Source organism: Streptomyces sp. NPDC040610 (assembly GCF_055594065.1).
Map to the genome: position 1 here is coordinate 35351 of NZ_JBVIXA010000003.1, position 25121 is coordinate 60471.

Here is a 25121-nt window from a genome sequence, read left to right on the forward strand (position 1 = left end):
GAAGCCGCCCCGAAGCTCCCGAGGGGCCCGCGCACTACTTCCGACGCCACTGCCCTACTTCCGACGCCACTTCTTCCGCCGCCGACTGAAGAACCACCCCGCGGGCGGCTCGTCGGACCGCCAGGGCTGCGGCTCGGGCGCCCGGTCCCGCCACCGCGCGGAGAGCATCCGGGCGCGGGCCGACGGCTCGGCGGCCTCCGCGGACCGTACGAAGTCGTCGTCGAGGACCACGTCGTCCCACGGCCCGTCCCCGGCGCTCCCGGGCTCACCGGCCCCGCCTGTCTCCCCGGCCCCTTCGTCCCGTCCCTTGTCCGATGCCATCGCGGCACCTCCCGGCCACAGCTGAAGCATCCCCCTCCCACCAGTGTCCGGGTGGGAGGGTGAAGACGCCGTCAAGACTTCAAGGACCTACTGGTCCCTGCGAGGACCTACTCGTCACCGGCCAGCGTCAGCGTGCGCAGCTTCTGCCCGGCGTACCACGTGGTCCCGGCCGTGACCACGATCAGCAGGATCACCGCGGCGGGCAGCCCCACGTCGGAGGTGACCAGGTCACCGCCGTCCGCGGCCTTGTGGGCGACGGCGAGGGACCACTGCTGGACGCTGAGCGTGCGCGCCCCGGAGACCAGGGAGCCGAACAGCGCCTCCCACACGAGGGCGTACACGAGCCCGAAGACCACCGCGTGCCGGGTGATCGTGCCGAGCAGCAGGAAGATCGCCGCGTACGCGATGGAGGAGACGAGGGCGGCGATCGTGTAGGCGACGGCGATCTGCTGGCCGTTGCCGTTGAGGATCATGCCCGCGATGAACGTCGGGAGCGCCGAGAACGCCATGGTGACGGCGATGGCGACGGTGAGCTTGGTGACGATGATCGTGGGCCGTTTGACCGGCTTGGACAGCAGGTAGAGCACGGAGCCGTCGTCGATCTCGGGGCCGATCGCGCCGGTGCCCGCGATGACGCCGATGATCGGCACCATCGTGGCGAGCGCGAACCCGCCGAGCAGGTCGGACGCGACCTGGTCGTCGGCGCCGCTGAGGGCGCGTACCGCCACGGAGATGACGATGAGCAGCAGCGGCAGGGCGAAGAGGATGAGGGCCCGGCGGCGGCCGAGGAGGGCCCGGTAGGTGAGCCGGGCGACAGTCGGGTCGTACACGGTGACTCCCTTCAGGCCGCGACGAGGTAGGAGAAGACCGACTCGAGCGACTCGTCCGAGGGCGAGACGGTGAGCAGCCGGATGTCGTGTTCGCGGGCGATGCGTGGCAACAGGGTGGTGAAGCGCCCGAAGTCGACGGCCTGGATGCGCAGCGCGCCCTCGTCCAGGTCGACTTCGATGCCCGCGGTGGACGGGTCGGCGATCAGTGCGGCGGCGAGCGTGCGGTCGTCGCTGGAGCGCACCAGGTAGCGGTGCGGCCGGTCCGTCATCAGGCGGCGGATCTTGCGGAAGTCGCCGCTGGCCGCGTGGCGTCCGGCGACGATCACCTCGATGTGCGAGGCGAGCTGTTCGACCTCTTCGAGGATGTGCGAGGAGAACAGGACGGTGCGGCCGTCGTCGCCCATCGTGCGCAGCAGCTCCATGAGTTGCATACGCTGGCGGGGGTCCATGCCGTTGAAGGGCTCGTCGAGCAGCAGCACGGACGGCTCGTGGACGAGCGCGGAGGCCATCTTCACGCGCTGCCGCATGCCCTTGGAGTACGTGGAGATCTTGCGGTCCTGCGCGTACTCCATCTCGACCGTGGCGAGGGCGCGCTGGGCGGCCTTCTTGCCGAGGCCGTGCAACTCGGCGTTGGCGACGACGAATTCGCGGCCGGTGAGGAAGTCGTACATCCCCTCGCGCTCGGGGACGATGCCCAGGTGCTTGTAGATCTGTTCGTTGCGCCAGGTGGGGTGGCCGTCGAGGGTGACGCTGCCCGTGGAGGGGGCGAGGAAACCGCCCATCATGCTGATGAGCGTGGACTTCCCGGCGCCGTTCGGGCCGAGCAGGCCGGTGACTCCGGGGCTGATCGTCATGGTGATGTCGTTGACCGCCACCACGTTGCCGAACCAGCGGGAGACGTGGTCGATGCTCAGAGTGCTCATGGGCGCAGCCCGTTCCTTGGAAGGGTGGTGGCGGGAGACGGGAGGGACATGGCTAGAGCCCGGCCTTTCGGTAGCGGCGCATCAGGCCGGCGTAGCTTCCGGCGATGAGGGCGAGGACGACGAGGACGTACACGACGCCCGTGCCGGTCGAGGGGCCCTCCTGCCCGGGGAAGGCGGACGTGGCGCCCAGGAAGGCGGTCTGCACGCCGTCGATGAGGGTGATCGGCGAGAACAGGCCGAGCCAGCTGATGGCTTCGGAGCTGCCCTGTTCGTGGGCGATGGCCTGGACGGTGGAGACCGCTCCGTAGGAGATGGTCAGGACGGCGATGACGGCGGCGATGCCGAAGCCGCGGCGCGGGGTGACCGCCGAGATGACCAGCGCGATCCCGGAGAACAGCACCGAGAGCAGCGCTACGGAGACCAGCCCTTGGGCGAAGCCCTTCGTCTGGTCGGCGAAGTCGAGTTTGGCGAGCAGTGCTCCTACGTAGAGCACGACCAGCGGGACGGCCGTCAGGATGAACAGCGCGCTCGCGAGTGCCGCGAACTTGGCGCGTACGTAGTCGACGCGTTCGATGGGGCGCGAGAAGTACAGGGGCACGGTCTTGAACCGCAGGTCCCTGGAGACGGTCTGCGGCGCCTGCGCGGCCAGGTAGAGGCCGATGACGGCCTGGAGCAGGACCGCGTAGCGCGTGTAGTCGACGGGGAGGTCGTTGGCCTTGGTGGCCACGGCGACCGCGACCATGATCAGCGCGGGGGCGCACATGACCCCGAAGAGGATCATCGGCAGGACCTTGGACTTGGCGGAGCGGCCGAGGCCGTAGGCGCCGCGCAGGCTCTGCGAGAACAGCGAGCGGGTGGCGTACGCGCGGCCGAGGCGCTGGCCGTCGTAGTGGCGGTAGCCGATGTTGTGGATCTGTGTGGAGTCAGCGGGCATCGCGGCCGCCTCCCGTCTGCGCGGAGACGGGCTCGGACGCACGCCCCTCGGCGTCGTTCCCGTCGTTCCCGTCGTTCCCGTCGCTCTCGTCGCTCTGGTCCTTGGTGCGGAAGACCTCCGCGATGTGGTGCCTGCGCTGTTCCATGCGGACCAGGCCGAGGCCGAGGTCGGCCACCACGTCCCGGACGAGGTCGTAGGTGTCCTCGCTCGCCGCCTCCAGGAGCACGGTGTGCCCGGCGCCGGGGAGGCCCCCGCCGTCGTCCTGGGTGGCGACGCCGTGGCCCTGGAGGGCCTTGCGCAGGGCGGCGGTGCCGTCCGGGTGCTCGTCGCTGTCGGTGACCTCGATGGCGAGGGTCGCCGTGGTCTGGGTGAAGTCCGTGGTGGAGCTGGAGCGCAGGAGCTTGCCGCCGTCGATGACGACGACGTGGTCGCAGGTGCGCTCCAGTTCGCCCAGGAGGTGCGAGGTGACCAGGACCGAGATGCCGAAGTCGGTGTGCACCCGGCGGATCAGGGCGAGCATCTCGTCGCGGCCGACCGGGTCGAGGCCGTTGGTCGGCTCGTCGAGGAAGACCAGCTGCGGGTCGTGCACCAGCGCCTGGGCGAGCTTCACGCGCTGCTTCATGCCGGTCGAGTAGCCGCCGATGGGGCGGTAGCGCTCTTCGTAGAGCCCGACATGGCGCAGGGTGTCCGCGGTGCGCTCGCGGGCGGCGGCCGGCGGCAGGCCCGACATGCGCGCCATGTGGACGACGAACTCGGTGGCCGAGACGTCGGGCGGCAGACAGTCGTGCTCGGGCATGTAGCCGACGCGCTCGCGAATCCGGCCGCCTTCGGTGGCGACGTCGAGGCCGAGCACGGCGGCACGGCCCTCCGTGGCGGGGGACAGACCCAGCAGGATCTTGATCAAAGTGGACTTGCCGGCTCCGTTGGCTCCGACGAGTCCGGTCACACCGGGTCCGATGTCCAAGGAGAGCCGGTCAAGTGCGGTCACCCGGGGGAACCGCATGCTCAGGCTTTCGGTCGCGATCACAGTCACGCTTCGAACGTAGTGGCGTGCACCACACGAAGGCGTCAGCCCTGAGGCTCGATCGGCCGTCACTCTCGAGTATTACGGGCCCGTAGGGGTCGTCCGTAAGTCGCCCCCTACAGGTTCCCCCGGGGACCGCCTCGGGGAACTTCCGGACCTGTCCCGCGGGGTTGGGCAGAACTATTGACGCAGCCGTCAGCCATTGTCACATTCATCAGTGTCAAGTTACGAGCGCGTACGGAGACGACGGAGCGCGGGCGCGAGCGGCACGGCGCGCGCGGACACGACGGACGGACGGTGGCATGACCTCAGCCATGACCTCGACGGGGACCTCGGCAGTGAGCTCGGCAGTGACCTCGGCAACGAAGGGTGAACTCTCCGCGGAGCTGCGGGGGTTCCGGCAGGTGCAGGCCCTCGCGTACGCGTGCGCGGAGGCCGTCGCCGCCCAGCTGAAGCCGGGGGTGACGGAGCGCGAGGCGGCGCGGATGCAGCGGGACTGGCTGCGCGAGCGGGGGGTGCGGGACTGGTTCCATCTGCCGTTCGCCTGGTTCGGCGACCGCACGGCGTTCACGAACTTCCGGATACCGCTGCAGTTCTTCCCGACCAACCGCAGGCTGGAGCCGGGGATGCCCTTCATCCTCGACATGGCCCCGGTGTTCCAGGGCTGCACGGCCGACATCGGCTACTCCGGCTGCCTCGGCCTCAACCCCGTGCACGACAAGCTGCTCGCGGACCTCGAAGCGCACCGCGAGCTGATCCTGCGCGAGGTCCGCGAGCGCCGCCCGCTGCGCGAGATCTACGAGGACGTGGACCGGCTCATGGTCCGCCAGGGGTACGCCAACCGCCATCGCGCGTATCCCTTCGGCGTCATCGCGCACAAGGTCGACCGGGTCAAGGAGCGCCGGATCTCCCCGCACGTGTTCGGGTTCGGCACGCAGTCCCTGAAGGGCCTCGCGAGCGACGCGCTGCACGGCCACCGGGACGGCTGGTCGCCCCTGTGGTCGCCGTACAAGTTCTCCGACCACCCGCCGCAGCCGGGCCTGTGGGCGGTCGAGCCGCATCTGGGCTTCCGCGGCACGGGCGCGAAGTTCGAGGAGATCCTGGTCGTCACCGACTCCAAGGACCCCGAGCAGAGCGCCTTCTGGCTGGACGACGATCTGCCGCATGTGCGGCGCTGGGCCGAGGAAAGGGCTGCCGCATGACCACCGTGGATCTCTTGGGTGCGCGTGAGCGCTGGGTGCGCACGGGCGGCGTGGAGCTGTGCGTCGCCGAGCTGGGGGACGCGGCGCGGCCCACGGTGCTGCTCGTGCACGGCTATCCGGACTCCAAGGAGGTGTGGTCCGAGGTGGCCACGCGCCTGGCGGACCGCTTCCACGTGGTGCTGTACGACGTGCGCGGGCACGGCAGGTCGACGGCGCCGAAGCCGCTGCGCGGCGGTTTCACGCTGGAGAAGCTCACCGACGACTTCCTCGCCGTCGCGGACGCGGTCAGCCCGGACCGGCCGGTGCACCTGGTGGGCCACGACTGGGGCTCGGTGCAGGCCTGGGAGTTCGTGACGGTCGAGCGCACACAGGGGCGGATAGCGTCCTTCACCTCGATGTCGGGTCCGTCCCTCGACCACTTCGGGCACTGGATCAAGAAGCGCATGACGCGGCCGACCCCGCGCCGCGCCGCCCAACTCGTCGGCCAGGGCGCCAAGTCCTGGTACGTGTACATGCTGCACACCCCCGTCCTGCCCGAGCTGGCCTGGCGCGGCCCGCTCGGCAAGCGCTGGCCGAAGATCCTCCAGCGCCTGGAGAAGGTCCCCGCCGACGGCTATCCCACGCTGTCGCTGCCGTCGGACGCCGCGCACGGAGCCTGGCTCTACCGCGACAACGTCCGCGCCCGCCTGCGCAGGCCCCGCGCGGACGCCTACGCACACGTCCCGGTGCAGCTCATCGTCCCCTCCGGCGACATCTTCCTCTCGGAGAAGCTGTACGACGACCTGGAGTCGTGGGCCCCGCAGTTGACGCGGCGCACCCTCCCCGCCAAGCACTGGGTGCCGCGCACCCGCCCGGACCAGCTCACCGCGTGGATCACGGAGTTCGTCACGGCCCATGAGGACGGCGGTCCGACGGCCCTGGCGAGCGCGGCGGCCCCGGCGCCCGGCAAGCACGCCGAGCGGTTCGCGGGCCAGCTCGTCCTGGTCACGGGCGCGGGCAGCGGCATCGGGCGGGCCACGGCGTTCGCGTTCGCGGAGGCGGGCGCGCGGGTGATCGCCGTCGACCGGGACGCGGAGGGCGCGGCGCGCACGGCGGAGCTCTCCCGGCTCGTGGGCGCCCCTGCGGCCTGGGCGGAGACGGTCGACGTCAGCGACGAGCAGGCCATGGAGAAGCTGGCCGAGAAGGTCGCCACGGAGTACGGCGTGGTGGACGTCCTGGTGAACAACGCGGGCATCGGCCTGTCCGGCTCCTTCCTCGACACCAGCTCCGAGGACTGGAAGAAGGTCCTCGACGTCAACCTGTGGGGTGTGATCCACGGGTGCCGTCTGTTCGGCAGGCAGATGGCGGAGCGCGGCCAGGGCGGGCACATCGTCAACACCGCGTCGGCGGCGGCCTATCAGCCCTCCAAGGCCCTCCCCGCGTACAGCACGTCGAAGGCCGCCGTCCTGATGCTCAGCGAGTGCCTGCGCGCGGAGCTGGCCGGGCAGGGCATCGGGGTCTCGGCGATCTGCCCGGGCTTCGTGAACACGAACATCACGGCGACCGCCCGCTTCGCCGGGGTCTCCGCCGACGAGGAGAAGCGCCGCCAGAAGAAGTCCGCCCGCCTCTACGGCCTGCGGAACTACCCCCCGGAGAAGGTCGCCGACGCCGTCCTTCGCGCCGTCGTGCGCAATCAGGCCGTCGTCCCCGTCACCCCGGAGGCGCGCGGCGCCCACCTCATGTCCCGCTTCACGCCCAAGGCCCTGCGCGCGATAGCCCGATTGGAGCCACCGCTGTGAGCACGGAGAAGCCGGAGAAACCGGAGAAACTGGCGAAGCCGGAGAAACTGGAGAAGCCGGAGCAGCCGGAAGGGCCTGGGAAGCCGGAAGAGCCGGAAGAGCACTACGCGATCGTGCCGCGCCGGGTCTCGTTCGACTGGGACGAGACCTCGCTGGACTGGATCCCGGACGAGCCCGTCGCCACGCATGTCATCAACGTGCTGCACCTGTTGCTCCCGGCGGGGGAGCGGTGGTTCGTGAAGGTCTTCAAGGAGGGCCTGCCGCTGATCACCGACCCCGTGCTCCTCAAGGACGTCAAGGGCTTCATGGGGCAGGAGGCGACGCACAGCGTGCAGCACGCGCACGTGCTCGACCACCTGGCGGCGCAGCGCCTGGACACGGCCGGCTTCACGAAGTACGTCGACTTCCTCTTCGAGCGGCTCCTCGGGGACCGGACGCCGCTCGGGCCGCTGGTGTCGACGCAGGAGTGGCTGCGGTTCCGGCTCGCGGTGGTGGCCGCCATCGAGCAGTTCACGGCGGTGCTCGGCGACTGGGTGCTCGCCGCCGACGGGCTCGACCGGGCCGGGGCGGACGACGTCATGCTCGACCTGCTGCGCTGGCACGGCGCGGAGGAGGTGGAGCACCGCGCGGTCGCATTCGACATGTACCAGCACTGCGGCGGCACGGGCACGTCCCGGTACGCGCGTCGGGTCGCGGCCATGGCGGTCACGGCGCCCGTGATGCTCTACCTGTGGATCTGGGGCAGCGCGTATCTGCTCCGCCACGACCCGCGCTTCGATCCGCGCTTGCGTCCGCGCTCCGCGAGGGCGACGGGGACCGCGGGAGCGGCGGCGAGCACAGGGGCAGCGGGGAGGCCCCGGCCCCGGCTGACCCCCCGGGCGTACAACAGGGCCGTGGACAAGGGCCTGTTGCCCTCCATGCGGAAGCTCGGCGCGGCCGTACCCCGCTACCTGCGGCGGTCGTACCATCCGTCGCAGGAGGGCTCGCTGCGCAAGGCCGTCGACTATCTGGCGCAGTCGCCCGCGGCACGGACCGCGGCGGCGGTGGCGGGGCGCGCGGCGATCGCCTAGTACGGAGCGTCGGGAAGGGCGGAAGCGTGGTGGAGGACGGGTCGGCCACGGGGTCGCGTACGGAGCGGTGGGACGCGCGGGACGCCGAGGGCGCGCAGGACACGCAGGGCACGCAGGACGCGGAAGACACGGGGGACACGGGGGACGCGCAGGCCGCGGGCGGGACGGGCACGCCCCACGTGTCGGCCCCCGCCCCGGGCGAGCCCCGCGTGGAGTACCGCATAGAGGACCTCGCCCACCACAGCGGGGCCACGGTGCGCACCATCCGTGCCTATCAGGACCGCGGCCTGCTGCCCCGGCCCGAGCGGCGCGGCCGGTCCAATGTGTACGGGGACGCGCATCTGGCCCGGCTCCGCCAGATCGCCGACCTGCTCGACCGGGGGTACACCCTCGCCTCCATCAAGGAGCTCCTGGAGGCCTGGGACGCGGGCCGCGGCCTCGGCGGTGTGCTCGGCCTGGTCGCGGAGGTCGACGGGCCCTGGACGGACGAGAAGGCCGACCGGATCACGCGGGCGGAGCTGATCGAGGCGTTCGGCGGGGTCCCGGATCCGGCGGCGGTGGCGGACGCGGTCGCGCTCGGCGTGCTTGAGCCGCTGCCGGGGAACGACGACGAGTTCCTGGTGCCGAGCCCGCAAGAGCTTGCGGTGGCGGCCGAGTTGCACGCGGCCGGGGTGCCGCTCTCGGCGATCTCCAGCCATCTGCGGGAGTTGAGGGGGCAGGTCGAGCACATCGCGGCCCGCTTCCTGGAGTTCACCAACGAGTACGTCTTCGCGCGCTATCTCGGCGATCACCAGCCGACCGAGGCCGACGCGGCCGAGGCCGCCTCGCTCATCCGCCGCCTGCGCCCGCTGGCGCAGAAGTCGGTCGACGCGGAACTGGCGCGTGCGATGCGCCTGTTGGCCACCCGGAACCTGCGCCGCCACCTCGTCGCCGAGGAACCCCTCCGAGCGGGCGACGAGCCCGCGTACGTGGGTCTGCCCGCCGACACAATGCGCGCTGTCCAGGAGCTGGTTGGGCGGGAGCACGCGGCAGAGTTCATCGCGGCGGCTGCTGAACGGGAAGTCCACAACCGGACATTGGACCGACTTACCTCAATTAACCACAATCAGGCACCAGTTACCCAAAAGCCGCCATCCGCCTGAGAGTTGTCCACAGAATCGTCAACGAGCCTGTGGATAACCGGACTTGGTTGTGGATCAAACCTTTGGGCTCGAATTCGTCGATGAAAAGTCGGTGGCGAGAAATCGAGTGCGCGGAGAACGGACGGACGCGCGGCGAGCGAGCGGGATCGCGGAGGAAGAGCGGGGCCGCGGAGAACGAGCGGGGCCGCGGAGGGCGCGCAGGCGTGCCGAGAACGAGCCCTCGCGCCGAGAGCGAGCGAGGGCGTCGCCGACCAGGCATGATCGGGAGACATGGAGCACCTGCACAGCACCGAGGCCGCCGTCGCCGCGCTGCGCGCGATAGCGCGTGAGCACGAGCGGGAGATCGAGGTCACGCACGACATCGGCGCCGACCGGACCTCCCGCCGCACCGCCGCGGGTGTCGATGTGGCGACGGACCCGGACGGCTCGCTGCCGCACGAGGCGTTCGTGGAGTTCGGCGGCTCCCCGCGGCTCTCCGTGCGCCTCTACCCCGACGACGACGCGCTGATCGAGGTCGACGGCGTGCAGTGCCACGACATCCCGCGCGACTCGGTCCCCGCGTTCGTGCGGTCGGTCCTCGGCGGCCTCGCCCACGTCAAGGGGCGCCGCTTCCCGCCCGGCTACTGGCTGGTCGTACCGCTGCCCGGCGACGAGACGTACAAAGAACTGATCCCCATGATCTCGCTCACGCCCTGGCTGAACGCCCGGGTCCGCTGAGCACGGGCCCGGCCACAAGGGGAAGGCAAGCCTCCGGACCGTCGTACGCTCGAAGGCATGAGTCTGCGTCTGAGCACCGTCATCCTGCCCGTCCGCCGCTGGCACGAGGGGGGCAAGGAGCGCTGGCAGCGCGCGGAGGAGCTCGGTTTCCACACCGCGTACACCTATGACCACCTCTCCTGGCGGACCTTCCGCGACGGGCCCTGGTTCGGCGCGCTGCCGACGCTGACGGCCGCCGCGGCCGCGACCGAGCGGATCCGCCTGGGCACGCTCGTGACCTCGCCGAACTTCCGGCACCCGGTGACGCTCGCCAAGGAGCTGATCACCCTCGACGACGTGTCGAACGGCCGGGTCACGCTCGGCATCGGCGCCGGCGGCAACGGCTTCGACGCCGGCACGCTCCGCCGCGCCGACGAGGAGCCCTGGACACCCAGGGAACGCGCGGACCACTTCGGAGAGTTCCTGCCGCTGCTCGACCGCCTGCTCACCGAGGACTCGGTGACGTACGAGGGCGAGCGGTACGCGGCGTACGAGGCCCGGAACATCCCCGGCTGTGTGCAACGCCCCCGGCTGCCGTTCGCCGTGGCCGCCACCGGGCCCCGCGGCCTGCGGCTCGCCGCGCGGCACGGGCAGGCGTGGGTGACGACGGGCGACCCGAAGATCTCCGCGACGGGCACCCCCGAGCAGTCCCTGGAGGCCGTCCGCGGCCAGCTCGACAAGCTCGGCAAGGCCTGCGCGGACGTCGGCCGTGACGTCGAGGAGCTGGACAAGGTGCTGCTCACCGGCTTCACCCCGGACCGCCCGCTGGACTCCCTCGACGCCTTCGTCGACTTCGCCGGGAAGCACGCCGCGCTCGGCATCGACGAGTTCGTCCTGCACTGGCCGCTGCCCGGCACGGACTTCGGCGCGGACGAGAAGGTCTTCGAGCGCATCGCGACGGAGGCGCTCGCACAGCTCTGACGCGGGCGCCCGCCCGGCGGACCGGAGGTGCGGCAGGGGCGCACGGGTGTGAGACGTACTCAGATGTGCGCCCCGCCACACACCCGTGCGCGCATATGCGGGACAATCGCGTACGTGACCTCAACCACCCCGCGGCCCCACGTCCCGGCCCCCTCCGTTCCGCCCCGGCTGATCGCCACGGACCTGGACGGCACGCTGCTGCGCGACGACAAGTCCGTCTCGGAACGGACCGTCGCCGCGCTCGCCGCCGCCGAGGCCGCCGGGATCGAGGTCTTCTTCGTGACCGGGCGCCCGGCCCGCTGGATGGACGTCGTCAGCGACCATGTGCACGGCCACGGCCTGGCCATCTGCGGGAACGGCGCCGCGGTGGTCGACCTGCACGGGGGCCCCGGAAGCCACCGCTTCGTGATGGTGCGGGAGCTCGACCCCGCCATCGCCCTCGACGTGATCGGCATCCTGCGCGCGGCGGCGCCCGGCACGTCCTTCGCGATCGAGCGGACCGGCGGGGTGCACCACGAACCGGCCTATCCGCCGCTGCACCTGGACCCCGCCGTCAGCGTGGCGCCCGCCGAGAAGCTCCTCACGGCCGAGTCCGACAGCGCCGACCAGCCCGTCCTCAAGGTCCTCGCCCACCACCCCGAGCTGTCGCCGGACGCGTTCCTGACCCTGGCCCGAGTGGCCGTGGGCGACCGCGTGGAGATCACCCGGTCCAGCCCCACCGCCCTCCTGGAGATCAGCGGCCCCGGCGTCTCCAAGGCCAGCACCCTCGCCCTGTGCTGCGCCGAGCGCGGCATCAGCCACGAGGAAGTCGTCGCCTTCGGAGACATGCCGAACGACATCGAGATGCTCACCTGGGCCGGTGTCTCGTACGCCATGGGCAACGCCCACGCGGACGTGATCGCGGCGGCGTCCGGCCGCACGGTCGCCAACAACGAGGACGGCGTCGCGGTGGTCATCGAACGAATACTGGCCGAGCGGTAGATCCGGCGGGGCCGCCCCGCACGGGACGCGTCGACCGGGGTGCCTGTGCCCCGGCCTGGACGCCCTGGGCCCGAACACCCTGGCTCGGACATCCCTGGCTCGGACACCCCGGGCCCGGACGCTGTCCGCCCCGACGCACCGGACGGGCCTCAGAGCCCCACCCCCCGCTCCGCGAGCCACCCCACCGGGTCCACCCCGGAGCCCAGGTCCGGCGTCAGCCGTGCCTCGAAGTGCAGGTGCGGGCCGGTCGAGTTGCCGGTGGTGCCCGCCTGGCCGACCCACTGCCCGGTGCGCACCCGCTCCCCCTGGTCGACGGCGACGGACGCCAAGTGCGCGTACTGCGTGTAGGAGCCGTCCTCGTGCCCCACCACGACCTCCATCCCGAAGCCGCCGCCGCACGCCACCCGCACCACCCGCCCTGCGCCCACCGACCGCACCGGGGCGCCGATGCCGACGGCGAAGTCCTGCCCGGTGTGCCGGGCCGCCCAGCGCGCACCCGCGCTGTCGAAGCCCGCGGACAGGTCGTACGTCTCCACGGGCGTCACCCACGCGCGCGTAGCTGACGATTCCGGCTGCGCGATGCGGACGGCGCCCCGGCACCTGCCCGCGGCGGCCGACGCGTCGGCCTCCTCCTGCAGCGTCCACCGCGCCGACTCCAGCTTCGCCTCGATGTGCCGCTTGAGCCGGGCGAGGCGCGCCTCCCGCCGGTCGAGCACGTCCCGGGCCCGGGTGGCGGACCGCTGGGCCGTGGCGAGCCTGGCGGCGGCCCGCTGGGTCCGGGCGACGGTGTTGGTGACGGCGAGGTCCGCCTGCCCCACGACGCGCCTGCCGCGCAGCAGTTCGTCGGGGTTGTCCGCGAGCAGCAGGCGCGCGGTGAGCGGCAGGCCGCCGCCGGTGCGGTACTGGGCGGTGGCCATCCGGCCCAGGTCCTCGTGCAGCACGTCGACCTCGTACCGCTCCTTGGCGAGCAGCCGCTCCAGGTGCTCGACGCGGGCACGCTGCACTCCGGCCGCGCGCCGCCCCGCCTCGTAGCGCAGGGTCGCGGACTGGGCCTCTACGTAGAGGCGTGCCACCTCCACGCTGGTGCTCGGCCCGCCGTGCCCGTCACTTCCGTGGCTTCCGTTCGGCCCGTCGTCAGCGGCCGCAGTCCCGGGCACGCCGAGAGCGACGAGCGCGCACAGCAGGACCGGCAGAACGGGTGCGACAAGGGGGCGGCAGGGCAGGGGACGCATGTCCCGGATCGTTGCCCGCACGGGCGCGCGGCGCCCGGGGAACTCGTACGCGCGGGGGACCCGGTGACCCGTACGGGGCACGCGGTACCGCCGAACAGGGGCGCATCGCACGCCCCGGGAGCCGCCCCCGGAAGACGCCCCCGCCCCACATCAGTACGGCGCCTGCCACACCACCGTCGTCCCGCCGCCGTCCTCGCCGATGCCCGGCCCGTACCAACTGTCGCCCCCCAGGGACTCCGCGCGCCGCTTGAGGTTCTTCAGGCCACTGCGGCGGCCGCCCTCCGTGATGCCGACGCCGTCGTCCGCCACGGTCAGGCGTACGCCCCGCTCGCCGTCCGGCAGGACCAGCGTGGCGTCGACGACGACGTCGATGCGGGCGGCCCCCGCGTGCCGGAAGGCGTTCGACAGGGCCTCACGGAGCGCCGCGATGAGGTTTTTGCCGGTGAGTTCCCCGACGATCGTGTCGACGGGGCCCACGAAGTGGTGGGAGGGCTTGAAGCCGAGCGGCACGGCCGCCATGTTGATCTCGCGCAGGACGCGGGTGCGCAGCCCGGCGGGCGCCTCGGCGGGCCCCTGCTGGAGCGCGAAGATGGCCGTACGGATCTCCTGGATCGTCACGTCCAGCTCGTCCACGGCCTTGCCGACGCCCTGCTGCACCTCCGGCACGACGGACCGCCGCTGGGCGCTCTCCAGCATCATCCCGGTGGCGAACAGCCGCTGGATGACGAGGTCGTGCAGATCGCGGGCGATCCGGTCGCGGTCCTCGTAGACGGCGAGGCGCTCCCGGTCGCGCTGCGCCTCGGCCATCATCAGGGCGAGCGCGGCCTGCGAGGCGAACTGGGTGGCGAGGGTCCGCTCGGCCTCCGTGAAGGGGCGTGCCCCACGCGCGCGGGGCGTGACGAGCGTCCCCAGGACCCGGCCGTCGCTCTGCAGGGGCAGCATCATGGCGGGCCCGTAGGTGCGGGCGAGGTCGGTCATGATGCGCGGGTCGGTGGCCGCGTCGTCGATGAACACGGCCCGCCCGTCGAGCAGGTCGGCGATGATGCGGCTCTCCGGAGGCACCACCACGCCGAGCGCCCCGCTGGGCCGGTCCGAGGACACGGCGACGATCTCCATGCCGCCCTCCTCGTCGGGCAGCAGCACGATGCCGGCCGCCGAGTCGGCCAGATGGCGCGCCTGCTCCGCGACGACCGCGAGGGCGTCCTCCGCGTCGGAGCCGGAGAGCAGCGCCGTGGTGACCGCCACGGAGCCGTCGATCCACCGCTCGCGCTGCTTGGCGGCCTCGTACAGGCGCGCGTTGCCGATCGCGATGCCCGCCTCCGTGGCGAGGACGCGGACCATGTGCACGTCGTAGTCGTTGAACTCGCCGCCGTCGCGCTTCTCCGTGAGGTAGAGGTTGCCGAAGATCTCGCCCTGGACGCGGATCGGCACCCCCAGGAAGCCGCGCATCGGCGGGTGGTGGGCCGGGAAGCCGCAGGAGCGCGGATCGGCGGCCAGGTCGGCGAGGCGCAGCGTCTCCGGCTGGTGGATGAGCGCGCCGAGCAGCCCGCGGTGTCCGTCGGGGAGGCGGCCGATGCGGGCGGCGGTGGCCTCGTCGATGCCGTGGTAGACGAAGTCGGCGAGCCCGTCGCCGTCTTCGGAGACGACGCCGATCGCCGCGTAGCGGGCGTCCGTGAGCTCGGCCGCGGTCTCGCAGATGCGGTCCAGGGTGGTGTGCAGCTCCAGGCCGGTGCCGACGGAACGCATCGCCTCCAGGAGCTGCGGTACGCGCGCGGTCAGCTCAGTGGACAGCCCCTGGAGGCTGCGGGTCGCCTGGCCCGCGACCTCCGCCGGGTCCGGGCTGCCTTCGGGAGGCGGGGTGGGGGCGGGGGCCGGGGGGACGGACATGCCTTGAGCGTAGTTAGTCCGATTTGCTGTGGAAAGTCGAACCTTCATCGGCCCCTGGCCAGGGCGGACAGCGCCCATCGGCGTCACCCGACCGCGGAGGCCGTCACGATCACCGTCAGCCCCCGGCCCCGACACCAGCCCCGAGCGCGACCTCGGCACCGGCACCGGCCCCGGCACCGGCCCCGGCCCCGGCCAGCGCGTCCCCCGCCGACTCCCGCTCCCGCATCCGCCGCAGCGGCCCGTCCACGGCCACGAGCTCCGCGTACGCCCCGCGCTGCGCCACCCGTCCCTCCTCCAGGACGAGCACCTCGTCCACCGCGTCGAGCCCGGCGAGCCGGTGCGTGATGAGCAGCGTCGTCCGGCCCTCCGTGGCCGCGAGCAGGTCGGCGGTGAGGGCGTCGGCGGTCGGCAGGTCGAGGTGTTCGGCGGGCTCGTCGAGTACGAGGACGGGGAAGTCGGCGAGCAGCGCGCGGGCGAGCGCGAGGCGCTGCCGCTGACCTCCGGAGAGGCGTGCCCCGTGTTCCCCGACGAGCGTGTCGAGCCCGTCGGGCAGGGAGGCCACCCAGCCGTCGAGCCGGGCCCGCCCGAGCGCCGCGTACAGCTCGTCGTCGCTCGCGTCCTTGCGGGCGAGCAGCAGGTTCTCGCGTACGGAGCTGTCGAAGACGTGGGCGTCCTGGGCGCACAGGCCGACGAAGCGGCGCACGGTGTCGCCGTCGAGCGCCGCCGCGTCCGTGCCACCCAGCGTGTACGTCCCCTCGGACGTGTCCAGGAAGCGCAGCAGGACCTGGGCGAGCGTGGTCTTGCCGGACCCGGACGGGCCGACCACGGCGACGCGGCGGCCGCGCTCCAGGGTGAGGGAGACGTCCGCGAGGGCGTCCCGCTCCTGGCCGTCGTGGCGGGCCCGCAGCGCGTCGAGGCGCAGCGGGAAGGGCGTCGGCGGGGCCTCCGCGGGCTCGGCGGGGTCCTGGACGGGTTCGGGTGCGTCGAGGATCTCGTGGACCCGCTCGGCGCTCTTGCGGACGCGCTGGCGGTACTGCACGGCGAGCGGCAGCCCCAGCACGGCCTCGAACGCGGCGAGCGGGGTGAGGACGACCACGGCGAGCGCGACGCCGCTGAGCCGTCCGTCGTGCAGGCCCTGGACGCCGACGAGGGCCGCCGCCGCGACGGTGAGGCCGGTGGCCAGCGCGGTGAGCCCGTCGCCGAGGGCGGTGGCGGTCGCCGTCCGGGACGCGATCCGGGTCAGCTCGGCGTCGGCTTCCCTCGCCCGGTCGGTACGTCGGCGCAGGGCGCCCGCGACCGTCAGCTCCGCCGTCCCCGTGAACAGGTCGGCGACCCTCGTGGCGAGCACCCCGCGCGCGGGGGCCAGCCTGCGCTCCGCACGGCGGGCGACGGCGCCGCTCAGCAGGGGCACGCCCACTCCGGCGGCCAGCAGGCCCACGGCGAGGACGGCACCGGCCTCCGGGAGCAGCCACGCGGTGAAGCCGACGGCTCCGAGGCCGACGGCGGCCGCGGCGCCCGCGGGCAGCAGCCAGCGCAGCCAGTAGTCCTGGAGGGCGTCCACGTCGGCGACGAGGCGGGACAGCAGATCGCCGCGCCGGGTCGTGCGCAGGCCCGCGGGGGCGAGGCGCTCCAGGCGCCGAAACACCGCGACCCTGGTGTCGGCCAGCATCCGCAGCACCGCGTCGTGCGACACCAGGCGCTCGGCGTACCGGAAGCAGGCCCGTCCGATGCCGAAGGCGCGGGTCGCCGTGACGGCGATCATCAGGTACATCACCGGGGGCTCCTCGGAGGCCCGCGAGATCAGCCACCCGGACGTGGCCATGAGCCCGACGGCACTCCCGACGGCGAGGCTCCCGAGCAGCAGGGCCAGCGCCAGCCTGCCCTTGCGCTGCCGCGCGGCCGCCCGCACCCGGGCCAGATCCCCGCCCTGTCGGCGGGAACCCTCCCCGCCACCCGCCCGTTCACCAAGAGACACAGCCTGACCGAGCAAGCCGCTCCCCCCGGCGGCGGAGCCCGCACCGCTGCCCGCCCTGCCCGCACCGCCACCGCCGCCCTCGCGGCTCGTGCCGCTGAGCATCAGGGGCTCCCCCTGCTCAGGCGAAGCCGAGAGCCCGGGGGCAGACGCGCACAGCTCCTCTCCCACAGCACCGTTCACCACGGCGTCCACCCGGACCACCCGGTCGGCGACCCCCAGCAAGGCGGGCCGATGGACCACCATCACCACGGTCCGGCCCACGGCCAGCCTCCGCACCGCCTCGACGATGCCCGCCTCGGTCTCCCCGTCCAGCGCGGCGGTCGGCTCGTCCAGGAGCACCACGGGCCGATCGGCCAGGAACGCCCGGGCCAGGGCGATCCGCTGCCGCTGCCCGGCGGAGAGCCCGGCCCCGTCCTCCCCCAGGACGGTCTCGACGCCCCGGGGCAGCCCGGCCACGAACTCCCGGGCCCCCGCGGCCCGCAGCGCCTCCACGACGTCCGCGTCCGACGCCCCGGGACGGGCGAGCCGCACGTTCTCGGCGATGGTCCCGGCGAACAGATGCGGCCGCTGCGGCACCCAGGCGACCCGCTCCCGCCACCCGTCGAGGGACACGTCGGCCAGATCGGCACCGCCGACCAGGACGCGCCCCGCAGTGGGCGGCACAAAGCCCAACAGCACGTTCAGGAGGGTCGACTTGCCCGACCCGCTGGGCCCCACCAGGGCCACCGTCTCCCCGGGCTCGACGGCGAACGACACCCCGCGCACGGCGTCGACCTCCCGCCCCGGGTACCGGACGCTCACCCCGTCCACCGCCACGCCGACCGCACCGTCCGCGGGCACGACTCCCGTGCCCCCGGCCGGAACCGGCGCCTCGAGGACGGCGAAGATCTCCTCCGCCGCGGCCACTCCCTCGACCGCCGCGTGATACCGCGCCCCCACCTGCCGCAGCGGCAGATACGCCTCGGGCGCGAGGATCAGGATCACCAGGCCGTCGTACAGCTCCATGTTCCCGTGGACGAGCCGCATGCCGATGGTGACGGCGACCAGCGCCACCGAGATCGTGGCGAGCAGTTCCAGGGCGAAGGACGACAGGAACGCGATGCGCAGCGTCCGCATCGTCGCCCGCCGGTACTCCCCGGTGATCTTCCGGATCGACTCGGCCTGCGCCTTGGCCCGGCCGAACACCTTCAGCGTGGGCAGTCCCGCGACCACGTCGAGGAAGTGCCCGGACAGCCGGGAGAGCAGCTGCCACTGCCGGTCCATCCGGGCCTGCGTGGCCCAGCCGATCAGCATCATGAAGACCGGGATGAGCGGCAGCGTGCCCACGATGATCGCCGCCGACACCCAGTCCTCGGTGACCACCCGAAGGAGCACGGCCACCGGGACCACCACGGCGAGCCCCAACTGCGGCAGATAGCGCGAGAAGTAGTCGTCGAGCGCGTCCACACCCCGCGTGGCCAGGTTGATCAGGGACCCCGTCCGCTGACCGCTCAGCCACCCCGGGCCCAGCTCCCCCGCCCGCTCCAGGAGCCGCCCCCGCAGCTCCGACTTGACCGCCGCGCTCGCCCGGTGCGCGGCGAGCTCGGTCAGCCAGGACACCGCCGCCCGGCCCACGGCCACAGCCACGAGCAGGGCCAGCGGTGTCCTCAAGTCACCGACGCCGTACCCGTGCTGGAAGCCGCCCACCACGATCTCGGCGATCAGCATGGCCTGGGCGACGACCAGCCCCGCCCCGGCCAGGCCGAGGACCACCACCGCGGCCAGGAAGACACGGGTGGAGCGGGCGTACCGGAGCAGACGCGGGTCGATCGGTTTCACGTGAAACACACCCTCCCAAGAGCCTTGGGCGTACAGAGAGTTGGCTCAGTGCGCGGTGTCGGCCGGAAGGTCCGGCGCGATGTGCTGCGTACCGATCCGCTTGCGGAACACCCAGTAGGTCCACGACTGGTAGAGCAGCACGACCGGGGTCGCGATGCCCGCGCACCACGTCATGATCTTCAAGGTGTAGGGCGTCGACGAGGCGTTGGTGACCGTGAGGCTCCAGTCCTCGTTCAGCGACGACGGCATGACGTTCGGGAAGAGCGTCAGGAAGAGCATCGCCACGGCGGCGATGATCGTCAGCCCCGAGAAGGCGAATGACCAGCCCTCGCGCCCGAGTTTGATCGCCGCGATGGCCGCGACCAGGGCCACCACCGCCACGATCATCGCGGCCAGGCTCTTGCCGTCACCGTTGTCGGCCTGGGTCCAGCCGAGAAACCCGAGCGCGAGCACCGCCGTGAGCAGCCCCAGGACGAGCGCCAGCTTCCGCGCCCGCATCCGGATGTCGCCCACGGTCTTCAGGGCCGTGAACACCGTGCCGTGGAAGGTGAACAGGGTGAGGGTGACCAGGCCTCCCAGGATCGAGTACGGGTTGAGCAGGTCCCAGAAGTTACCCACGTACTCCTTCTGCGCATCGATCTTCACGCCGCGCACGATGTTGCCGAAGGCCACGCCCCACAGCAGCGCCGGGAGCAGCGAGGTCCAGAAGATCGCGTGTTCCCAGTTGGTCTGCCAGCGCTCCTCGGGCCGCTTCGCCCGGTACTCGAAGGCGACGCCGCGCACGATCAGGCAGATCAGGATGAGCAGCAGCGGCAGGTAGAAGCCGGAGAACAGCGTCGCGTACCACTCGGGGAAGGCCGCAAAGGTCGCGCCGCCCGCAGAGAGCAGCCACACCTCGTTGCCGTCCCAGACCGGACCGATGGTGTTGATCAGAACACGCTTCTCGGTCCGGTTCCGGGCGAGCAGCTTGGTGAGGACGCCCACCCCGAAGTCGAAGCCTTCGAGGAAGAAGTAGCCGATCCACAGGACGGCGATCAGGACGAACCAGACGTCGTGCAGTTCCATGTGCGCCCAGCTCCTTAGTACGAGAAGGCCATGGGCCGGTCGGCATCGGCGTCGGCGTCGCTGTCCGCGCTCGCCCCGCCGGGCGGGCCGCCGATCTTGGTGGGCGGGTTGAGGTCGGCCTCGGTCAGCTCGGGCGGACCCTTCCTGACGTACTTGAGGAGCAGCCTGACCTCGATGACGGCGAGGATCGCGTAGATCAGCGTGAAGACGATCAGCGAGGTGAGGACCTCACCCTGCGAGACACCGGGGGAGACCGCGTCCTCGGTCTTCAGGACGCCGTAGACGACCCAGGGCTGGCGGCCCGTCTCGGTGAAGATCCAGCCCCAGGCGGTGCCGATGAGGGGGAAGATCAGCGTCCACTGCGAGAGCCGCCACCACCAGTTCCCGAGCTTCGGCGCCAGCTCCTTGTTCTTGGTGAGCATCAGCTTCGGTACGTCGTCCGCGCCGGTGTGGTGCTCGGGGGCGAGCCAGAACTTCCGCCTGGTGAGCCAGAGTCCGGCGGTGCACAGGGCCATCGAGACGCCGCCGAAGCCGATCATCCAGCGGTAGGACCAGTACGCCGTGGGGATGTTCGGCCGGTAGTCGCCGGGCCCGAACTTCTCCTGGGCTTCCTTGTTGAGGTCGTTGATGCCGGGGATCTCCGCGCTGAAGTTGTTCTTCGCGAGGAAGGACAGGACCCCGGGGATCTCTATGGCGACCTCGTTGTGGCCCTTGGCGACATCGCCGTACGCGAAGAGCGAGAACGGCGCCGGCTTCTCGGACTCCCACAGGGCCTCGGCGGCCGACATCTTCATCGGCTGCTGCTCGTACATGACCTTGCCGAGCGTGTCCGCGCTGATCACGGTGAGCAGGGTGCCGACGAACGCGGTCACCAGGCCGAGCCGCAGCGACATCCGCATGGTCCGGATGTGCTGCTTCTTGCGCAGGTGGACGATCGCGATGCCGGTCATGAAGGCGCCGCCGACGAGGATCGACGCCGCGATGACGTGGAAGAAGTTGACGAGCGTCGTCTCCTGGAACAGCACCTTCGCGAAGTCGGTGAGCTCGGCGCGCTTGGTGCCGTCCCGCTCCGTGATCTTGTAGCCGACCGGGTGCTGCATAAAGGCGTTCGCGGCGATGATGAAGTACGCCGAGAGGATCGTGCCGATCGACACCATCCAGATCGTCGCGCAGTGCAGCTTCTTCGGGAGCTTGTCCCAGCCGAAGATCCACAGGCCGATGAAGGTCGACTCGAAGAAGAAGGCGATCAGGGCCTCGAAGGCCAGCGGGGCGCCGAAGACGTCGCCGACGAAGCGCGAGTAGTCGGACCAGTTCATGCCGAACTGGAACTCCTGGACGATGCCGGTGACGACGCCCATCGCGATGTTGATCAGGAACAGCTTGCCCCAGAACTTGGTCGCTCTGAGGTAGTGCTCCTTGCCCGTCCGCACCCACGCCGTCTCAAGGATCGCCGTGAGGGCGGCCAGGGAGATCGTCAGGGGGACGAAGAGGAAGTGGTAGACGGTGGTGATGCCGAACTGCCATCGCGCCAGTGTTTCCGGCGCCAGAGCCAGGTCCACGTCGACTTCTCCTTACGTGCCGTGGTCTACGCGGCAGTTTGCCCCTTATGTCATAGACATCCCTGGAGCAACTGGGACACGCTTGTGAACGCGTTCACATTCACAAGCATTATGTCGCACGTACGGTCGACGTTCGTCAGGGGGGTCCCCCTTACCGGCGGGAACGGGCCGGGGGGCCCGCACACAACAAAACTCGCGAGGCGGCAGCTGCCACCTCGCGAGTTCCCGCGTCCTCTCCGCGGCCGGGACGTTCTCTCCCCGGCCGGGACGCCCTCTCCCCGGCCAGGAGGGCTAGAGCTCCTTGCGGAACGCCTCCGCCGTCTTCAGGAAGATGTCGTTGCCCTCGGTCTCGCCGATCGTGACCCGGACGCCCTCGCCCGGGTACGGCCGCACGATCACTCCGGCCGTCTCACAGGTGGCCGCGAACTCCGCCGTCCGGTCGCCAAGACGCAGCCACACGAAGTTCGCCTGGGTCTCGGGCACCGTCCAGCCCTGCCCCCGCAGCGCGTCCTGCACCCGCGTCCGCTCCCCGAGCAGCGCGCCGACCCGGCCGAGCAACTCGTCCTCGGACCGCAGCGACTCCACGGCCGCGTCCTGCGCGAGCTGGTTCACGCCGAACGGCACCGCGGTCTTGCGCAGCGCCGCGGCCACCGGCTCGTGGGCGATGGCGAAGCCGACCCGCAGGCCCGCGAGGCCGTACGCCTTGGAGAAGGTGCGCAGGACACAGACGTTCGGCCGGTCCCGGTACAGCTCGAGGCCGTTGGGCGTCTCGGGGTCGCGGACGAACTCCACGTACGCCTCGTCGATCACGACCAGGATGTCCTTCGGCACCCGGTCCAGGAACCGCACCAGGTCGGCCTTCTTGACGACCGTGCCGGTGGGGTTGTTCGGGTTGCAGACGAAGATCAGGCGAGTGCGGTCGGTGATCGCGTCGGCCATCGCGTCGAGGTCGTGGACCTCCCCCGGCGCCAGCGGCACCATCACGGACTTGCCGCCGCCGACCGTGGTGACGACCGGGTACCCCTCGAAGGACCGCCAGGCGTACAGCACTTCGTCGCCCGGCGTGACCGTCGCCGTGACCAGCTGCTGCGAGAGGCCGACCGAGCCGACGCCGGTGGCGACGTGCGAGACGGGCACCCCGAAGCGGTCCGCGATCTCGTTCAGGAGGCGGTCGCAGCCGTAGTCCGGGTAGCGGTTGAAGGAGCCGGCCGCCGCGACGGCGCGCTCCATGACGCCGGGGAGCGGCGGGTAGGGGTTCTCGTTGGAGGACAGCTTGTACACAACGGGGCCGCCGCCCTCGCCGGTCTCGGCGTTCCTGCCCGGCTTGTAGGCGGGGATCCCCTCCAGCTCGGCGCGCAGCCTGGGGCTCGTCTCGCTCACCGCGGTCCTCCTCGTGATCATCCGGTCTTCAATGATTCTCACCCTATGAGGATTCGGCGCCCCTGCGAATGGGGTGACGGCTCCCGGCTGGGCAGGACGCCTCCGGGCCGGGCGGCGACAGGTTTGAGCCGCGGCCGCACGGGCCCACTGCCACCGTACGCACCAGCCGCCGGGGACGTACACCGGAAGCCGTCCCCGGGGGGCGACAGCGCGCGAAACGGGGGGAGCGCTCCCCTCAGCTGCGCGCGCCGGTGGCTCACTCCGTGGCGCGCATCACCCGTGAAGGTGAGTTGAGACCTCTTCGAGACCTCGGCCATTTGGCAGGCCCCCACGCGACGACAAGGGAGCGATACCTCCCTGAACGCCCAACTCCCTTTGTTTCGAAGGTCATTGGGTGTTTTCCGCCATGCAGAAACGTGCCTGTCAACGGGTGCATATGCGTCCGCACTACCCACCCTCATGAGCCCTACTATCGGCTCGCCATGACAGCAGCAGGGAAGCACCAGGTGAGCCGAGCGGAGACCGCCCGCCGGGGCAACCGGCAGAGCCGAGCAGGCATCAGAGACGTCGCCGCCGCAGCCGGTGTCTCGATCACGACTGTCTCCGACGCACTCAACGGCAAGGGGCGGCTGCCCGACGCCACGCGACGCCATGTCCGCGAGGTCGCCGACCGCCTGGGCTACCGCCCGTCGGCCGCGGCCCGAACACTCCGTACCGGGAAGTCGGGCCTCATCGGCCTCACCGTGACGACGTACGGGGATGAACCTTTCACCTTCACGGAATTCGCGTACTTCGCGGAGATGGCGAGAGCCGCGACCTCGGCCGCCCTCGCCCGGGGCTACGCCCTGGTCATCCTCCCCGCCACCTCGCGCCGCAGTCCGGTCGACGTGTGGTCGAACGTCGCCCTCGACGGCACCGTCGTCGTCGACCCCTCCGACCACGACCCGGTGGTCAGCGAGCTGGTGCGGCAGGGACTTCCGGTGGTCTCCGACGGGCGGCCCGCCGGGTCGCTGCCGGTCACGGCCTGGGTCGACAACGACCACGAGGCCGCGGTCCTCGAGATCCTCGAACACCTGGCGGCCGCCGGGGCGCGCCGCATCGGCCTCCTCACCGGCACCACCACGGACACCTACACCCACCTCTCCACCACCGCCTATCTGCGCTGGTGCGAGCGCGTGGGCCAGGACCCGGTCTACGAGTCCTACCCGGCGCACGACCCGTGCGCGGGCGCCGTCGCCGCCGACCGACTGCTCGCAAGGCCCGACCGGCCCGACGCCGTGTACGGCCTGTTCGACCCGAACGGCACCGACCTGCTCGCCGCGGCCCGCCGCTACGGGCTTCGGGTACCGGACGACCTGCTGCTCGTGTGCTGCAGCGAGTCGACCGTGTACGCCACCACCGAGCCGCCCATCACCACGCTCTCCCTGAAGCCCCGGCGGATCGGCACCGCCGTCGTCCAGCTCCTCATCGACGCCATCGAGGGCCTCGACGCGGGCCGGCCCATCGAGCAGGTGATACCGACCGAACTGATCGTGCGCACCTCGTCCGAGCGACGTCCGCCACGTACGACGGTCAGCCCGCCGCGGTCGCCCGGCCAGGGCTGACCTCCCCGACGACCGGCCCGAGGCCCGCGACCTGCGGGAAAAGAGGGGGAAACCTCGGGCCAATTCGGGAGAAAACCGCGGTGAACTGGGGCTCGGCACCGATTCACCACCCCTGGTGCACCACACAGGGACAGCCGCATTCCTATGATGGGCGGACGACACCGCGGGCCACTGCGACCAGGCAGTCCGATCCCGGTGCAGATGCGGCGCGATGGTGGTGGAGGGGTCGATGACTCAGGGGGCCGGTCAGGGACCCGAGGTGCGGACGGCGACGCTGCGCGACTTCCGCGTGCCCGCATACGTCTATGAAGGCGTCCGTGAGACCGGCCAGGGTGTTGGGGGGGACGTCGAGGGCCAGGAGTCCGGGGCGGCTCAGGAGTCCGGGGTGGTGCCGGGGGCCGGGGCGGCGCAGGAGTCCGCGGGTGAGCAGGTCGCCGGGCAGGGGCAGTTCGCTGCGCGGGGGCAGGCTTCGGTTGCCGCGCAGGGGCAGGCTTCGGCTTCGGTCGCCGGGCAGGGGCCTTCGGGCGCCGGGCAGGCTCCCGTCGGTCACCAGACCCCCGTCGCCGGACAGGGGCAGGCGCCCCATGTCGGGCACGGCCCCGCCGTAGGTCAGGCTTCCGTCGCCGGGCAGACTCCCGTCGCCGGGCAGGCACCCGCCCCCGGGCACACCGCCCCTGGTCATGCCACCCCCGGTCACACCGCCCCCCAGGAGCCCACCC

19 protein-coding genes are annotated in these 25121 nt (G+C 71.8%); 8 read left to right on the top strand and 11 right to left on the bottom strand.

Going from position 1 to position 25121, the window contains the following annotated elements:
- Positions 1-54 precede the first annotated feature (54 nt).
- From ACZ6AA_RS12795 to ACZ6AA_RS12815, 5 genes are all read right to left on the bottom strand, one after another.
- Positions 55-321, bottom strand: a complete 267-nt coding sequence (locus ACZ6AA_RS12795; protein WP_468453784.1) for an SGM_3592 family protein — start codon at positions 319-321, stop codon at positions 55-57.
- Between the two features lie 107 nt (positions 322-428).
- Complete coding sequence (locus tag ACZ6AA_RS12800; protein ID WP_468453786.1) at positions 429-1151, bottom strand: ABC transporter permease subunit; 723 nt, start codon at positions 1149-1151, stop codon at positions 429-431.
- Between the two features lie 11 nt (positions 1152-1162).
- On the bottom strand, positions 1163-2074 hold the full coding sequence (locus tag ACZ6AA_RS12805) for an ABC transporter ATP-binding protein (RefSeq protein WP_468453788.1): 912 nt from the start codon (positions 2072-2074) through the stop codon (positions 1163-1165).
- A 52-nt stretch (positions 2075-2126) separates the two neighbouring features.
- Positions 2127-3008: an ABC transporter permease gene (locus tag ACZ6AA_RS12810; RefSeq protein WP_468481448.1), complete on the bottom strand. Its 882-nt coding sequence runs from the start codon at positions 3006-3008 to the stop codon at positions 2127-2129.
- Positions 2998-4035 (bottom strand): ABC transporter ATP-binding protein, encoded by a 1038-nt coding sequence (locus ACZ6AA_RS12815; RefSeq protein WP_471458464.1) that lies wholly within the window; start codon positions 4033-4035, stop codon positions 2998-3000. Before ACZ6AA_RS12815 ends, ACZ6AA_RS12810 begins: the two co-directional genes overlap by 11 nt.
- A gap of 311 nt (positions 4036-4346) precedes the next feature.
- Here ACZ6AA_RS12815 and ACZ6AA_RS12820 point away from each other — a divergent pair, with 311 nt between their 5' ends.
- The 7 genes from ACZ6AA_RS12820 to ACZ6AA_RS12850 all read left to right on the top strand — a co-directional run bounded on the left by ACZ6AA_RS12820 (position 4347) and on the right by ACZ6AA_RS12850 (position 11882).
- The gene (locus ACZ6AA_RS12820; protein WP_468454289.1) at positions 4347-5234 is read left to right on the top strand and encodes a M24 family metallopeptidase; all 888 of its coding nucleotides are present in this window, start codon (positions 4347-4349) and stop codon (positions 5232-5234) included.
- A complete protein-coding gene (locus ACZ6AA_RS12825; RefSeq protein ID WP_468453792.1) occupies positions 5231-7012 on the top strand; it encodes an SDR family oxidoreductase in 1782 nt (593 codons plus the stop codon). Before ACZ6AA_RS12820 ends, ACZ6AA_RS12825 begins: the two co-directional genes overlap by 4 nt.
- 47 nt (positions 7013-7059) lie before the next feature.
- Positions 7060-8082, top strand: coding sequence for a metal-dependent hydrolase (locus tag ACZ6AA_RS12830; RefSeq protein WP_471458466.1), 1023 nt, complete (start codon positions 7060-7062; stop codon positions 8080-8082).
- A 179-nt stretch (positions 8083-8261) separates the two neighbouring features.
- Entirely contained in the window at positions 8262-9224 is a 963-nt protein-coding gene (locus ACZ6AA_RS12835) for a MerR family transcriptional regulator (protein ID WP_468454293.1), read from the top strand.
- 270 nt (positions 9225-9494) lie between these two features.
- Positions 9495-9941: a hypothetical protein gene (locus tag ACZ6AA_RS12840; RefSeq protein ID WP_468453794.1), complete on the top strand. Its 447-nt coding sequence runs from the start codon at positions 9495-9497 to the stop codon at positions 9939-9941.
- Positions 9942-9998: 57 nt separating this feature from the next.
- The gene (locus ACZ6AA_RS12845; RefSeq protein WP_468453796.1) at positions 9999-10901 is read left to right on the top strand and encodes an LLM class flavin-dependent oxidoreductase; all 903 of its coding nucleotides are present in this window, start codon (positions 9999-10001) and stop codon (positions 10899-10901) included.
- A gap of 114 nt (positions 10902-11015) precedes the next feature.
- Positions 11016-11882 (top strand): Cof-type HAD-IIB family hydrolase, encoded by an 867-nt coding sequence (locus ACZ6AA_RS12850; protein ID WP_468453798.1) that lies wholly within the window; start codon positions 11016-11018, stop codon positions 11880-11882.
- Between the two features lie 149 nt (positions 11883-12031).
- Here the strand turns inward: ACZ6AA_RS12850 and ACZ6AA_RS12855 are convergent, their stop codons facing one another.
- The 6 genes from ACZ6AA_RS12855 to hisC all read right to left on the bottom strand — a co-directional run bounded on the left by ACZ6AA_RS12855 (position 12032) and on the right by hisC (position 22798).
- Positions 12032-13114: a M23 family metallopeptidase gene (locus ACZ6AA_RS12855; RefSeq protein ID WP_471457942.1), complete on the bottom strand. Its 1083-nt coding sequence runs from the start codon at positions 13112-13114 to the stop codon at positions 12032-12034.
- Between the two features lie 150 nt (positions 13115-13264).
- Positions 13265-15001: a sensor histidine kinase gene (locus ACZ6AA_RS12860; protein WP_471457944.1), complete on the bottom strand. Its 1737-nt coding sequence runs from the start codon at positions 14999-15001 to the stop codon at positions 13265-13267.
- A 115-nt stretch (positions 15002-15116) separates the two neighbouring features.
- Complete coding sequence (cydD, locus tag ACZ6AA_RS12865; protein ID WP_471457946.1) at positions 15117-18803, bottom strand: thiol reductant ABC exporter subunit CydD; 3687 nt, start codon at positions 18801-18803, stop codon at positions 15117-15119.
- 36 nt (positions 18804-18839) lie between these two features.
- Positions 18840-19859 carry a cytochrome d ubiquinol oxidase subunit II gene (cydB, locus tag ACZ6AA_RS12870; RefSeq protein ID WP_468481451.1) on the bottom strand — a complete coding sequence of 340 codons (1020 nt, stop codon included), beginning with the start codon at positions 19857-19859 and terminating at the stop codon, positions 18840-18842.
- A gap of 14 nt (positions 19860-19873) precedes the next feature.
- Positions 19874-21418, bottom strand: a complete 1545-nt coding sequence (locus ACZ6AA_RS12875) for a cytochrome ubiquinol oxidase subunit I (protein ID WP_468453807.1) — start codon at positions 21416-21418, stop codon at positions 19874-19876.
- Between the two features lie 291 nt (positions 21419-21709).
- A complete protein-coding gene (hisC, locus tag ACZ6AA_RS12880; protein ID WP_468453809.1) occupies positions 21710-22798 on the bottom strand; it encodes a histidinol-phosphate transaminase in 1089 nt (362 codons plus the stop codon).
- Positions 22799-23280: 482 nt separating this feature from the next.
- On the opposite strand from hisC, the gene ACZ6AA_RS12885 reads away from it, so the two are divergent.
- Positions 23281-24402, top strand: a complete 1122-nt coding sequence (locus ACZ6AA_RS12885; protein ID WP_030357814.1) for a LacI family DNA-binding transcriptional regulator — start codon at positions 23281-23283, stop codon at positions 24400-24402.
- Positions 24403-25121 lie beyond the last annotated feature (719 nt).

What these genes read in the sequence shown, in the direction of transcription:
- ACZ6AA_RS12795 (WP_468453784.1), bottom strand. Translation starts at nt 321, where the DNA reads ATGGCATCGGACAAGGGACGGGACGAAGGGGCCGGGGAGACAGGCGGG.
- ACZ6AA_RS12805 (WP_468453788.1), bottom strand. Translation starts at nt 2,074, where the DNA reads ATGAGCACTCTGAGCATCGACCACGTCTCCCGCTGGTTCGGCAACGTG.
- ACZ6AA_RS12810 (WP_468481448.1), bottom strand. Translation starts at nt 3,008, where the DNA reads ATGCCCGCTGACTCCACACAGATCCACAACATCGGCTACCGCCACTAC.
- ACZ6AA_RS12820 (WP_468454289.1), top strand. Translation starts at nt 4,347, where the DNA reads ATGACCTCGACGGGGACCTCGGCAGTGAGCTCGGCAGTGACCTCGGCA.
- ACZ6AA_RS12825 (WP_468453792.1), top strand. Translation starts at nt 5,231, where the DNA reads ATGACCACCGTGGATCTCTTGGGTGCGCGTGAGCGCTGGGTGCGCACG.
- ACZ6AA_RS12840 (WP_468453794.1), top strand. Translation starts at nt 9,495, where the DNA reads ATGGAGCACCTGCACAGCACCGAGGCCGCCGTCGCCGCGCTGCGCGCG.
- ACZ6AA_RS12845 (WP_468453796.1), top strand. Translation starts at nt 9,999, where the DNA reads ATGAGTCTGCGTCTGAGCACCGTCATCCTGCCCGTCCGCCGCTGGCAC.
- ACZ6AA_RS12855 (WP_471457942.1), bottom strand. Translation starts at nt 13,114, where the DNA reads ATGCGTCCCCTGCCCTGCCGCCCCCTTGTCGCACCCGTTCTGCCGGTC.
- ACZ6AA_RS12860 (WP_471457944.1), bottom strand. Translation starts at nt 15,001, where the DNA reads ATGTCCGTCCCCCCGGCCCCCGCCCCCACCCCGCCTCCCGAAGGCAGC.
- cydB (WP_468481451.1), bottom strand. Translation starts at nt 19,859, where the DNA reads ATGGAACTGCACGACGTCTGGTTCGTCCTGATCGCCGTCCTGTGGATC.
- ACZ6AA_RS12885 (WP_030357814.1), top strand. Translation starts at nt 23,281, where the DNA reads ATGACAGCAGCAGGGAAGCACCAGGTGAGCCGAGCGGAGACCGCCCGC.